The organism is Pseudomonas sp. Y3 TE3536, from assembly GCF_053629175.1.
Genome location: NZ_JBRJHU010000001.1, coordinates 4,035,121 through 4,047,976 on the forward strand (window position 1 = coordinate 4,035,121; position 12,856 = coordinate 4,047,976).

Genomic DNA, 12,856 nt, shown 5'->3' on the forward strand with positions numbered 1-12,856 from the left:
GCTGTGTTTTGCTGCTGCCTGTGACGGCCTCTTCGCGGGCAAGCCCGCACACAGGTACTGTGCAGGCTTCAGGTCGCTGCCTTTTTACGAGGTTGCCTTGGCTTGCCTGCTGCTGGTTTGCTTCCGGTGGCTTTACTTTTGCTGCCGCCCCGGCGCTTCTTTTTCCAAGGTGGTGCGGCGCCGGCCGCAGGCGCGGTAATGGTCATGCGCATGCCGCTGCAGCGTTCGACCAGCTTGCCCATCCAGGCTGACTGCCGGGCGACGAACTCTTCCAGGCTCATTTCACCGCTCTGCACCATGTCCAGTGCCTGCTCCCAGATGGCCGTGGTCCCGGGGTCGGCAATGGCCCTGGGTACGGCGTCGATGAGGCTGAAGGCTGCGGGCGTCGCGGACAAGGCCTTGCCGTTCTTGACCAGATAACCACGGTCGAGCAAGCCCTGGATGATGCTGGCCCGTGTCGCTTCGGTGCCGATGCCGGTGGTTTCCTTGAGCTTCTGCTTCAACCGCGGGTCATCCACCAGTTTGGCGACGTTTTTCATGGCCTTGATCAGGTCGCCTTCGGTAAAGGGCTTGGGTGGCTGGGTCCACATGTCCTTGAGTTGCAGCCCTTGCACGTTGCAGTCCTGGCCTTCGCGCAGGGCTGGCAGAACCTGGGCCGGCGGCGCCTCGCGGCCTTTGGCCGGGGCCAGCGCCTCGGGCAAGGCACGGCGCCAGCCAGGCTCGACGATTTGCTTACCCACGGCACGCAAGGCATGGCCTGCACAGTCGAAATCGGCCTGGGTGCGGTCGTACTCGTGGTTGGGCAGGAACTGCGCCAGGTAACGGGCACGGATGAGGGTATAGACCGCCTTGTACTTGGCGGGCAGGCGCGAGGGGTCGCTGGCCGCGGCAGTGGGGATGATGCCGTGGTGGGCACTGACCTTGGCGTCATTCCAGGCGCGGGAGCGTCGCTGGGGCTCCAGGTGAGCCTGCAGCGGCGCTAGGCTGCCATCGGCGCGCTGCAGAGCGGCAAGGATGGCGGGGGCCTCGGCGTGCTGGCTCAGCGGCAGGTAACCACAGTCGCTACGCGGGTAAGTGATCAGTTTGTGGGTTTCGTACAGGGCCTGGGCGATGTCGAGGGTTTCCTGGGCGCCTAAGCCGAACTTCTTTGAGCACAGCTCCTGCAGGGTGCCCAGGTCGAAGGGCAGGGGGGCGGCTTCGCGTACGCGTTCAGTCGCCACCTTGGCCACGCGGGCAGTGCCCGCATTGCCCATGTCGGCGGCAGCCTGTTGCGCCAGCGCCTGGTTGAGGCACCGGCCCTGGTCGTCACAGGCATCTTCCGGGGCCCGCCACTGAGCGTTGAAGCCCTGGCCAGCCTGTTCGAGTTGCACGTCGATGGCCCAGAACGGTACCGGGACGAAGTCGGCGATGCTGCGATCACGGTCCACCACCAGGCGCAGGGTCGGGGTCTGTACCCGGCCAACCGGCAGTACACCCTGGTAGCCGGATTGGCGCCCGAGCAAGGTGAACAGCCGGCTCATGTTCATGCCGATCAGCCAGTCGGCGCGGGAGCGGCCCAGCGCCGAGTGATAAAGGCTGAAGGTTTCCTGGCCCGGCAGCAGGCGTGCCAGGGCCTTGCGGATGGAGGCGTCATCAAGGGCCGACAGCCACAGGCGCTGGATCGGCCCGCGGTAACGGCAGTGCTCGACCAGTTCGCGGGCGATCATTTCGCCTTCGCGGTCGGCGTCGGTGGCGATGACCAGCTCGCGCGCCTCGCCTAGTAGGCGTTTGACGGCCTTGAACTGGCTGGCGGTCTTAGGCTTGACCAGCATCTTCCATTTTTCGGGAATGATCGGCAGGTCGGCGAGGTTCCAGCGCTTGTAGCGTTCGTCATAACTGTCGGGCGGGGCGGTTTCGAGCAGGTGGCCGATGCACCAGGTGACGCAGACGTCGGTGCCTTGCCAGCAGCCGTCGGCCTTGCGGTTGGCGCCGAGCACTTTGGCGATGTCTTTTGCCTGGGAGGGTTTTTCGCAGAGGAACAGGCGCATGGCCGAGCACGCTTCATCGGGGGTGATGGGCACTAGGATGCGCAAGCAGGGGCGCAGAGGCAAGTTTTATCTGGATGGATGTACAGGTTTTTGTCAGTGGAGATGTATTGTCTTTGCTGGCCTCTTCGCGGGGCAAGCCCGCTCCCACAAGCCCTCCACTGCATTCAGGATCAGTGCAAGACTTGTGGGAGCGGGCTTGCCCCGCGAAGGGGTCAGTGAAACCACTGCTTATGGATCAGGCGCGCGAGTCGCGCACCATGTCCACATGCGGGATGCCGGCTTCAAGGAACTCTTCGCTGACTACGCGAAAGCCCAAGCGCTCGTAGAACGGCGTGGCGTGTACCTGGGCACTGAGCATCTGCTGCTTCAGGTCGCTGTTCTGGGCCTCGACGATGACCGCATTCATCAGTGCATCGCCAACCTTCAGGCCGCGCCAGTCCTTGAGCACCGAGACCCGGCCAATGGTGCCGTCAGGCAGCAGGCGGGCGGTACCGATCGGGTAGTCACCCTCCAGGGCCAGGAAGTGCACCGCGGTCGGATCGTCCGAATCCCACTCAAGCTCCGGTGGTACGTGCTGTTCGGCAATGAACACCGCCTCACGGATGCGGCGGATGTCTGCGTTGTCCTTATGCCAGTCGGCGAGGCGCACACGAATCTTATTCATTGGCGAATCCCAGGCTTCCTTGTTTGATCAGCTGCTGTACCAGCATAAGGCCATCTTCATCCTGCAGCCACTCTGCAAGGTTTTCGATGTGTAACGCATCGGCAGCACAGACCAGCTTCAGCAGCTCACGCAGTTTGGCCGGCAATGGGCAGCTGCGGCCGCTGGCGAACAGCATCAGGTCGTCGTTGAGTTCGGACCAGGCCATGCGCGCGCTTGGGTTGCGGATCAGGATGGCGCCATCTTCCAGCGCTTCGATCAGCTGTTCCTCAGTGAGCTCTTCACCCACGACCTGCTCCGGGTAGCGCGGCTCGGTCATGAACTGGCCGAACCAGGTCAGCAGCAGGTCTTTGTCACCCATGTGCTTGTCGAGCAGGCCTTTGAGGCGGTCGAGGGCGTCGTGCTGGATCTGGTGCGGGTCGCTGACCGGCTGGGCGTCGGCGTCGCTGTAGCGCTCTTCGTCCGGCAGGAACTGGCCGAGGAAGTCGGTGAAGTGGGTCAGCACTTCGGCAGCGCTTGGCGCGCGGAAGCCGACCGAGTAGGTCAGGCAGTCGTCTTCGGCTACGCCGTAGTGGGCCAGGCGCGGCGGCAGGTAGAGCATGTCGCCAGGTTCCAGGGTCCACTCACCGCTCTGTTCGAAGTCTGCGAGGATGCGCAGGTCGGCGTGCTCGATCAGCGGGCTGTCGCTGTTGCACATCTGGCCGATCTTCCAGTTGCGCTTGCCGTGGCCTTGCAGCAGGAACACGTCGTAGTTGTCGAAGTGCGGGCCGACGCTGCCACCCGGGGCGGCGAAGCTGACCATCACGTCGTCGATGCGCCAGCTGGGCAGGAAGCGGAATTCTTCCAGCAGTTCGGCCACTTCCGGTACGAACTGGTCCACGGCCTGTACCAGCAAGGTCCAGTCACGCTCGGGCAGGGTGGCGAAGACTTCTTCTTCGAACGGGCCGCGGCGCAGCTCCCACGGGCGCTCGCCGTGTTCGAGCACCAGGCGCGATTCGACTTCTTCTTCAAGCGCCAGGCCGGCCAGTTCGTCGGGCTCGATCGGGCTGATGAAGTCGGGGAAGGCCTGGCGTACCAGCAGGGGCTTCTTCTGCCAGTAGTCGCGCATGAATTCGCGGGCCGAGATGCCGCCCAGCAGCTGCAGTGGAGTATCAGGATTCATGTTCAACCTATTGAAAAAACGTAATTTTCGTACGGGAATAAAAACGCCCGGCTAAGCCGGGCGTTGAACGCGTCGGTCAGCTTAGATGCGTTTGGCCTGCGCTGCCGCGTTACCGATGTAAGTGGCAGGGGTCAGCTGCTTGAGCTCGGCCTTGGCGTCGGCTGGCATGTCCAGGCCGTCGATGAAGGTCAGCAGCGCCTCAGGGGTGATGCCCTTGCCACGGGTCAGCTCTTTGAGCTTCTCGTACGGGTTCTCGATGTTGAAGCGGCGCATGACGGTCTGGATCGGCTCGGCCAGGACTTCCCAGCAGGCGTCCAGGTCGGCGGCGATACGTGCGGTGTTGACTTCCAGCTTGCCGATGCCCTTCAGGCTGGCTTCGTAGGCGATGACGCTGTGAGCGAAGCCCACGCCCAGGTTGCGCAGCACGGTGGAGTCGGTCAGGTCGCGCTGCCAGCGCGAGATCGGCAGCTTGCTGGCCAGGTGCTGGAACAGCGCATTGGCGATACCCAGGTTGCCTTCGGAGTTCTCGAAGTCGATCGGGTTGACCTTGTGCGGCATGGTCGACGAGCCGATTTCACCGGCGACGGTCTTCTGCTTGAAGTAGCCCAGGGAGATGTAGCCCCAGACGTCGCGGTCGAAGTCGATGAGGATGGTGTTGAAGCGGGCGATCGCGTCGAACAGCTCGGCGATGTAGTCGTGCGGCTCGATCTGCGTGGTGTACGGGTTGAACTGCAGGCCCAGCTCGTCTTCGATGAAGGCGCGGGCGTTGGCTTCCCAGTCGATCTGCGAGTAGGCCGACAGGTGGGCGTTGTAGTTGCCCACGGCGCCGTTGATCTTGCCCAGCAGTGGCACGGCGGCTACCTGAGCGATCTGGCGCTCCAGGCGGTACACGACGTTGGCCAGCTCTTTACCCAGGGTGGTCGGCGAAGCCGGTTGGCCGTGGGTGCGCGACAGCATCGGCACGTCGGCCAAGGCGTGGGCCTGGGCGCGGATGGCGTCGGCGATCTGGCGCATCAGCGGCAGCAGCACGTCGTCGCGGCCAGCGCGCAGCATCAGGGCGTGGGACAGGTTGTTGATGTCCTCGCTGGTGCAGGCGAAGTGGATGAACTCGCTAACCTTGGCCAGCTCAGGCAGTTGGGCAGCCTGCTCTTTGAGCAGGTACTCGATGGCCTTGACGTCGTGGTTGGTGGTGCGCTCGATTTCCTTGACGCGTTCGGCATGCTCGAGCTTGAAGTCGGTGGCCAGGGTGTCCAGCAGGGCGTTGGCTTCGGCGGAGAACGCCGGCACTTCGCCGATCTGCGGGTGGGCGGCCAGGCGCTGCAACCAGCGCACTTCGACCAGGGCGCGGAAACGGATCAGGCCGTATTCGCTGAAAATGGGGCGCAAGGCCTGGGTTTTGCCGGCATAACGGCCGTCTACAGGGGAAACCGCAGTGAGCGAGGAAAGCTGCATGGGGTGTTCTCGGACAGTCAGGCTTTTGGAAGGGCGCATATCATACATGAAAAAAGCGCCCGGGTCGGGTGGCTGACCAAAGGTCGGGCCTATAAAAACATCTCGCAGTGCCTTTGTGGGAGCGGCCTTGTGTCGCGAAAGGGTTGCGCAGCAGCCCCGGCAATGTTTGAGAGGCTGGGGCTGCTGTGCAGCCCATTCGCAGCACAAGGCTGCTCCTACAAGGGTCGGCGTTGCCTTCAGGAAGGCGTACGCATCATGTCGTACAGTTCGTTCAGCAGCTTGCGACGGCTGAACACCAGCTGCCAGCGATGGCCACCCAGCTGGCGCCACAGGCGCGCGGCGCGGATGCCGGCCAGCAGCAGGGCGCGGATTTTGGAGGCATTGCTGGCCTGCTGCAGGAAGCGCATGTCGCCGTGTACCTGGATACGCTGGCGCAAGGTGCTCAGGGTGTCCTGGTACAAGGCGCCACTGGAGGCGATGACGTTTTCATGAACCAGGCCAAAATGGTCGGCCTGTGACTGGATCTGCGGCAGGCGGTTGCCGATGGTGTCGAGCAGGTCGCCGCGCTTGGCCAGTTGGCGTTCCAGGCCCAACATGGACAGGGCATAGCGCAGGGGCTCGCGCTGCAGGCTGCTGGGGTCGCGCTCCAGGGCGCCGACCAGGGCGCGGTAGCCGTCCCGCAGGTTGAGGTCGTCACCGCCGAACACCTCCAGGGTGTCCTTGGGGTCGCGCACCAGCAGGCTACCCAGCATGCAGCCGATGTTGGCCTCGCTGGCCTGGCCGGTGCGGGCGATGCGGTCGACCAGCACGGCGGCCTGGAACACGCCGCCCAGGGCAATCAATTGCTCCTGCAGGTTGCTCATGCGCGCGGGCTCCAGGGCTCGGCAGTCTCGATCACGCCGCCGCCCAGGCACACCTCACCGTCATAGAACACCACCGACTGGCCTGGGGTGACCGCGCGTTGCGGTTCGTCGAACACGGCGCGGTAACCGCTCTCGGTCAGTTCCAGGGTGCAGTGCTGGTCGCTCTGGCGGTAGCGCACCTTGGCGGTGAGCTTGCGCGGGCTGCTGAGGTCGATCGGGTTGACCCAGTAGATTTCCGAGGCGAGCAGGGCGCGGGAGAACAGCCAAGGGTGTTCATTGCCCTGGCCGACCACCAACACATTGCGGGCCAGGTCCTTGTGCAGCACGTACCACGGCTCGTCGCCAGCGTCCTTCAGGCCGCCGATACCCAGGCCCTGGCGCTGGCCGATGGTGTGGTACATCAGGCCATGGTGGCGGCCGATGACTTCGCCGTCGGTGGTCTGGATTTCACCGGGCTGGGCTGGGAGGTACTGCTTGAGGAAGTCGCTGAAGCGGCGCTCGCCGATGAAGCAGATACCGGTGGAGTCTTTCTTCTTGGCGGTGGCCAGGCCATGCTTTTCGGCAATGGCGCGCACCTCTGGCTTTTCCAGCTCGCCGACCGGGAACAGGGTGCGGGCGATTTCTTTGCCGCCAACCGCATGCAGGAAGTAGCTCTGGTCCTTGTTCGGGTCCAGCCCCTTGAGCAGTTCGGTGAGCGCGCCGGTGTCGCGTCGGCGCACGTAGTGGCCGGTGGCGATCAGGTCGGCGCCCAGCGACAGGGCGTAGTCAAGGAACGCCTTGAACTTGATTTCGCGGTTGCAGAGGATGTCCGGGTTAGGCGTGCGGCCGGCTTTGTACTCTTCGAGGAAGTGCTCAAAGACGTGGTCCCAGTACTCGGCGGCGAAGTTGGCGGTGTGCAGCTTGATGCCGATGCGGTCGCACACGGCCCGGGCGTCGGCCAGGTCTTCGCGGGCGGTGCAGTATTCGGTGCCGTCGTCCTCTTCCCAGTTCTTCATGAACAGCCCTTCCACCTGGTAGCCCTGCTCCATGAGCAGAAGGGCGGAGACGGAGGAGTCCACGCCGCCGGACATGCCGACGATGACGCGGGTCTTGGCGGGGTCTTTGAGTGCTGGGCTGGTCATGGCTACCGATGTGTATCAGAGGGGAAAAACGCCGATTCTATCAAACCCGAGGCTGCACGTCAGTCGCGCAGCAGCGTGAGGCTGTGCAGCGGGCCGGCGAGGTAGTCGTCGAGGCAGCGCGGCACCAGCTCGCTGCGCCAGCGGGTGGGGTCGGCCAGCAGCTCGTCGCGGGTCAGCCAGACGGCGCGGACGATGTCGCTGTCCAGTGCCAGGTCGGCATGGTGGCGCACGGGGCGGGCGGCGAAGCAGATGCGCTGATAAGTCACGCCATTGCTGGGGGCGGTGTACAGGTAGATGCCGACCACGCCGGTCAGTTCGACTTCCCAGGCGGTTTCTTCGAGGGTTTCGCGCAGGGCGGCCTGGGGCAGGGTTTCGTTGGGTTCGAGGTGGCCGGCGGGTTGGTTGAAGACGTGCTGGCCGGCTTTGAATTCTTCGACGAACAGGAATTTACCTTCGTGCTCGACGAGGGTGGCGACGGTGATGTGGGGTTGCCAGGTCATTGATAGTGTCCTTTAAAATCTTGGGACCGCTGCGCGGTCCTTTCGCGACACAAGGCCGCTCCCACCGGTGTGGTGCAGCCTTCAGTCGAGCACATCCCCTGTGGGAGCGGCCTTGTGTCGCGAAAGGGCTGCAAAGCAGCCCCAAGGGGGCAAACAGGAATTCCAGAAAGCACAAACCCCGGTGCGTGGCCGGGGTTTGTGGGGTTACTTCAAGCGGACCTTACAGGGCGGCAATGGCGCTGTTGAAGGTCTGGCTTGGGCGCATCACCTTGGCGGTCAGCTCGGCATTCGGGGCGTAGTAGCCACCGATGTCGGCCGGCTTGCCTTGAACGGCGTTGAGCTCGGCGACGATGGTCGCTTCGTTCTCGGCCAGGGCTTTTGCCAGCGGTGCGAAGCGCGCCTGCAGGGCGGCGTCGTCAGCCTGAGCAGCCAGGGCCTCGGCCCAGTACAGGGTCAGGTAGAAGTGGCTGCCGCGGTTGTCGATACCACCGACTTTGCGCGAAGGCGACTTGTTGGTGTCGAGGAACTTGCCGGTGGCCTGGTCCAGGGTATTGGCCAGGACTTTGGCGCGCGGGTTGTCGTAGGTGTTGCCCAGGTGCTCCAGGGAAGCGGCCAGGGCCAGGAATTCACCCAGCGAGTCCCAACGCAGGAAGTTCTCTTCAACCAGCTGCTGCACGTGCTTCGGTGCCGAACCGCCAGCGCCGGTTTCGAACAGGCCACCGCCGTTCATCAGCGGGACGATCGACAGCATCTTGGCGCTGGTGCCCAGCTCCATGATCGGGAACAGGTCGGTCAGGTAGTCGCGCAGCACGTTGCCGGTCACCGAGATGGTGTCCTTGCCTTCGCGGATGCGAGCCAGGGAGAACTTGATGGCATCGACCGGTGCCAGGACACGGATGTCCAGGCCAGCGGTGTCGTGATCCTTCAGGTACTTCTGGACTTTCTCGATCATCACGCCGTCGTGGGCGCGAGCCGGGTCCAGCCAGAACACCGCCGGGGTGTTGCTCAGGCGGGCACGGTTGACGGCCAGCTTGACCCAGTCTTGGATCGGCGCGTCTTTGGTCTGGCACATGCGGAAGATGTCACCAGCTTCGACGTTCTGCTGCAGCACGACCTGGCCTTTGCCATCGACCACACGAACCACGCCATCGGCCTGGATCTGGAAGGTCTTGTCGTGGGAGCCGTACTCTTCGGCTTTCTGCGCCATCAGGCCAACGTTCGGCACGCTGCCCATGGTGGTCGGGTCGAAGGCACCGTTGACTTTGCAGTCTTCGATGGTGGCCTGGTAGATGCCGGCGTAGCAACGGTCCGGGATGATCGCCTTGGCGTCTTGCAGCTCACCGGCGGTGTTCCACATTTTGCCCGAGTCACGGATCATGGCCGGCATCGAGGCGTCGACGATGACGTCGCTCGGCACGTGCAGGTTGGTGATGCCTTTGTCGGAGTTGACCATGGCCAGGGCCGGGCGAACGGCGTACAGGGCCTGGATGTCGGCTTCGATCTCGGCCTGCTTGTCAGCTGGCAGGTCCTTGATGCGGGCGTACAGGTCGCCGATGCCGTTGTTGGCGTTGAAGCCCACTTCAGCCAGTGCAGCGGCGTGCTTGGCCAGCACGTCGTTATAAAACTCTTCGACGATGACGCCGAACATGATCGGGTCGGAGACCTTCATCATGGTGGCTTTCAGGTGCACCGACAGCAGCACGCCGGAGGCCTTGGCATCGGCGATCTGCTCGGCGATGAAGGCTTTCAGGGCTTTGCGGCTCATGGTCGCGCAGTCGACGATTTCGGCAGCCTTGACCGCGGTCTTGGCTTTCAGGACGGTGGTGGTGCCGTCTTTGGCGACCAGCTCGATGCGCAGGCTGTCGTCAGCCTCGATCAGGGCGGCCTTTTCGCTGCCGTAGAAGTCGCCTTGGGTCATGTGGGCAACGTGCGACTGCGAGTCGGAAGCCCAGGCGCCCATCTTGTGCGGGTGCTTGCGTGCGTAGTTCTTGACCGACAGCGGCGCGCGGCGGTCAGAGTTGCCTTCGCGCAGTACCGGGTTAACGGCGCTGCCTTTGATGCGGTCGTAACGGGCGCGAGATTCTTTTTCGGCCTCGGTGGACGGCTCGTCGGCGTAGTCAGGGATGTTGAAGCCCTTGCCTTGCAGTTCCTTGATCGCGGCCTTGAGCTGCGGTACCGAGGCGCTGATGTTCGGCAGCTTGATGATGTTCGCTTCAGGCGTGGTAGCCAGTTGGCCCAGTTCCGCCAGGTGATCGCCTACTTGCTTCTCGGCGCCCAGTTGCTCCGGGAATGCCGCGAGGATACGGCCGGCCAGGGAGATGTCGCGAGTTTCGACGGCGATGTCAGCGGAAGCGGTGAAGGCTTCGACGATCGGCAGCAGCGAGTAGGTGGCGAGGGCGGGGGCTTCGTCGGTGAAGGTATAGATGATCTTGGAACGGGTGGGCATGCGGGTTAACTCTCTATGTGCTGAGCGTACTCGAGTCTCGAGGTGCGCAGGGTAGGCGCTTCGCCCTGGCGACGCCATGAGCGGAAAGTCGAGAGGCTGCGAGCGGTGATGGTGGATGCATCAGTCGAGCGTCAAGTGCTGAGCTGCGGTAACAGCCCAGGCTTTGTGGCCGTTCTTGGCCAAGGGCGAGCCGCATTTTCCTAGGGATCGCCCCAATGACCCTTCGGTCGCGGCGGAGTATATCAAACCCTTTGGGCTAATCAGCAAGGCCAAGTGACATCGGCGCCATTTATAAGACCAAAGACGTAGGGGCAATGTGGCGCGATGTCGCAGCCCTTGCAGGTCAGCAGATGTGGTTTAGGCTCATTGGATTGCAGGATGTCCAATCACACCCGAAAGCGGAGTAGTGCAAGCATGGGATACCAGAAAATCAAGGTTCCGACCGACGGCACCAAGATCACCGTCAATGCAGACCATTCGCTCAATGTGCCCGATAACCCCATCATTCCTTATATCGAAGGCGATGGGATTGGCGTCGATGTCTCGCCGGTGATGATCAAGGTCGTGGACGCCGCCGTGCAGAAGGCCTACGGCGGCAAGCGCAAGATTGCCTGGATGGAGGTGTACGCGGGCGAGAAGGCCACCCAGGTCTATGACCAGGACACCTGGCTGCCGCAGGAAACCCTCGATGCAGTGCGCGAGTACGTGGTGTCGATCAAGGGCCCGCTGACCACGCCGGTTGGGGGCGGTATCCGCTCGCTGAACGTGGCGTTGCGCCAGCAGCTTGACCTGTACGTGTGCCTGCGCCCGGTGGTGTGGTTCCAGGGCGTGCCGAGCCCGGTGAAAAAACCGGGCGATGTCGACATGGTGATCTTCCGCGAGAACTCCGAAGACATCTACGCCGGCATCGAATGGAAAGCCGGTTCGCCCGAGGCGAACAAGGTGATCAAGTTCCTCAAGGAGGAAATGGGCGTCACCAAGATCCGTTTCGACCAGGACTGCGGTATCGGCGTCAAACCCGTTTCCCGCGAGGGCACCAAGCGCTTGGTGCGCAAGGCTCTGCAATACGTGGTGGACAACGACCGCGAGTCGCTGACCCTGGTGCACAAGGGCAACATCATGAAGTTCACCGAAGGGGCCTTCAAGGATTGGGGCTACGAGGTGGCCCGTGACGAGTTTGCTGCCGAGCTGCTCGACGGCGGCCCCTGGATGACGTTCAAAAACCCCAAGACTGGGCGTGAGGTCATCGTCAAGGATGCCATCGCCGACGCCATGCTCCAGCAGATCCTGCTGCGCCCAGCTGAATACGACGTGATCGCCACCCTCAACCTCAATGGCGACTACCTGTCCGACGCCCTGGCGGCAGAGGTGGGTGGTATTGGCATTGCGCCGGGTGCCAACCTGTCCGATACCGTGGCCATGTTCGAGGCCACCCACGGCACCGCGCCCAAGTACGCCGGGCAGGACAAGGTCAACCCGGGGTCAGTGATTCTGTCTGCAGAGATGATGCTGCGCCACATGGGCTGGACCGAGGCGGCCGACCTGATCATCAAGGGCACCAATGGCGCGATTGCCGCCAAGACCGTGACCTATGACTTCGAACGCCTGATGGACGGGGCGACGCTGGTGGGCAGCTCGGGCTTTGGCGATGAGATGATCAAGCATATGTGAGGCAAGAGAAAACCGGTCGCCTGGCTAAAGAGGCGACCGGTTTTTTCGTATACCCACACGGAGCAGTGGTCAGGCTCTGGCGGTTTCGCTTGCGGTCTGGCCTTGGGCCTTGGCAGCCGCAGCGGCAGCGGCGTCCTTTATGTTGACCGCGTGCAGGCCTTTGGGGCCCTGGATGATGTCGAACTCCACGGACTGGCCAGCCTTCAGCGTCTTGTATCCGTCCATCTGGATGGCCGAGTAATGAGCGAAAAGGTCATCGGATTTACCTTCCTCGTTGATGAATCCGTAGCCCTTGGCATTGTTGAACCACTTGACTTTACCGCTTGCCATCCCTATGTCCCTCTGCAAAGGACTCCATCACTGGAGTATCATCCACTTCATCCGCATACGAACCATGCGAAAAATCTGGTTGACTGCGCGGATCTTTATCGACCACGGTGGGTTCTTATTGGTTGTAACACCGTTTTGCCGATAGTCAAGGTCATGCGGCGCGTGCGCCGGAGGCTGACTTTGCGCTCAACCCACAACTTTAACCTGTCGATCATGATGAAATTCTTTCCATGCATGCACCTAGTGAGATTCGACTAACATTCAATCAGGATCGCCCGCAATCGAATGAGGACGACGGCTCAGGTCTTGCTGTCCAGGAAGCCAAGCCGATCCTGCAGGCGCCACCGATGTACAAGGTGGTTTTGTTCAACGATGACTACACACCAATGGATTTCGTCGTCGAAGTGCTCGAGACGTTCTTCAGTCTGAACCGCGAGCTGGCGACCAAGATCATGCTGACCGTCCATACCGAGGGGCGGGCAGTGTGCGGATTGTTTACCCGTGACATCGCCGAAACAAAGGCCATGCAGGTCAACCAATACGCCAGGGAAAGCCAGCATCCGCTACTCTGTGAAATCGAGAAGGACGGTTAATCGCCGACCACTTGGGTATGAGGTGAAGCT

The 12,856-nt window shown here is 62.7% G+C and carries 10 protein-coding genes and 1 pseudogene; 2 read left to right on the top strand and 9 right to left on the bottom strand.

Annotation, left to right across the window (positions count from 1 at the left end; genetic code table 11):
* Positions 1-68: 68 nt before the first annotated feature.
* The 8 genes from AB7M33_RS18150 to AB7M33_RS18185 all read right to left on the bottom strand — a co-directional run bounded on the left by AB7M33_RS18150 (position 69) and on the right by AB7M33_RS18185 (position 10,232).
* Entirely contained in the window at positions 69-2,027 is a 1,959-nt protein-coding gene (locus tag AB7M33_RS18150; RefSeq protein WP_454244234.1) for a DNA topoisomerase III, read from the bottom strand.
* 235 nt (positions 2,028-2,262) lie between these two features.
* Complete coding sequence (locus tag AB7M33_RS18155) at positions 2,263-2,691, bottom strand: GNAT family N-acetyltransferase (protein ID WP_027592744.1); 429 nt, start codon at positions 2,689-2,691, stop codon at positions 2,263-2,265.
* Positions 2,684-3,850: a ribosomal protein uL16 3-hydroxylase gene (locus tag AB7M33_RS18160; protein ID WP_027592743.1), complete on the bottom strand. Its 1,167-nt coding sequence runs from the start codon at positions 3,848-3,850 to the stop codon at positions 2,684-2,686. The genes AB7M33_RS18155 and AB7M33_RS18160 overlap by 8 nt, the downstream gene beginning before the upstream one ends.
* Before the next feature lie 81 nt (positions 3,851-3,931).
* On the bottom strand, positions 3,932-5,302 hold the full coding sequence (purB, locus tag AB7M33_RS18165; protein ID WP_027592742.1) for an adenylosuccinate lyase: 1,371 nt from the start codon (positions 5,300-5,302) through the stop codon (positions 3,932-3,934).
* 236 nt (positions 5,303-5,538) lie between these two features.
* Positions 5,539-6,165 (bottom strand): high frequency lysogenization protein HflD, encoded by a 627-nt coding sequence (gene hflD / locus AB7M33_RS18170; RefSeq protein WP_027592741.1) that lies wholly within the window; start codon positions 6,163-6,165, stop codon positions 5,539-5,541.
* Positions 6,162-7,286 (bottom strand): tRNA 2-thiouridine(34) synthase MnmA, encoded by a 1,125-nt coding sequence (gene mnmA / locus AB7M33_RS18175; protein WP_454243237.1) that lies wholly within the window; start codon positions 7,284-7,286, stop codon positions 6,162-6,164. The genes hflD and mnmA overlap by 4 nt, the downstream gene beginning before the upstream one ends.
* A 59-nt stretch (positions 7,287-7,345) precedes the next feature.
* Positions 7,346-7,786 (bottom strand): NUDIX hydrolase, encoded by a 441-nt coding sequence (locus AB7M33_RS18180; protein WP_027592739.1) that lies wholly within the window; start codon positions 7,784-7,786, stop codon positions 7,346-7,348.
* A 220-nt stretch (positions 7,787-8,006) separates the two neighbouring features.
* Positions 8,007-10,232, bottom strand: a complete 2,226-nt coding sequence (locus AB7M33_RS18185; protein ID WP_454243238.1) for an NADP-dependent isocitrate dehydrogenase — start codon at positions 10,230-10,232, stop codon at positions 8,007-8,009.
* Between the two features lie 414 nt (positions 10,233-10,646).
* On the opposite strand from AB7M33_RS18185, the gene icd reads away from it, so the two are divergent.
* Positions 10,647-11,903 (top strand): NADP-dependent isocitrate dehydrogenase, encoded by a 1,257-nt coding sequence (icd, locus tag AB7M33_RS18190; RefSeq protein ID WP_027592737.1) that lies wholly within the window; start codon positions 10,647-10,649, stop codon positions 11,901-11,903.
* A 71-nt stretch (positions 11,904-11,974) separates the two neighbouring features.
* Here the strand turns inward: icd and cspD are convergent.
* Positions 11,975-12,233: pseudogene (gene cspD / locus AB7M33_RS18195) on the bottom strand (cold shock domain-containing protein CspD); the annotation flags it as partial.
* Positions 12,234-12,463: 230 nt separating this feature from the next.
* Here cspD and clpS point away from each other — a divergent pair.
* Positions 12,464-12,826 carry an ATP-dependent Clp protease adapter ClpS gene (gene clpS / locus AB7M33_RS18200; RefSeq protein ID WP_003251220.1) on the top strand — a complete coding sequence of 121 codons (363 nt, stop codon included), beginning with the start codon at positions 12,464-12,466 and terminating at the stop codon, positions 12,824-12,826.
* Positions 12,827-12,856 lie beyond the last annotated feature (30 nt).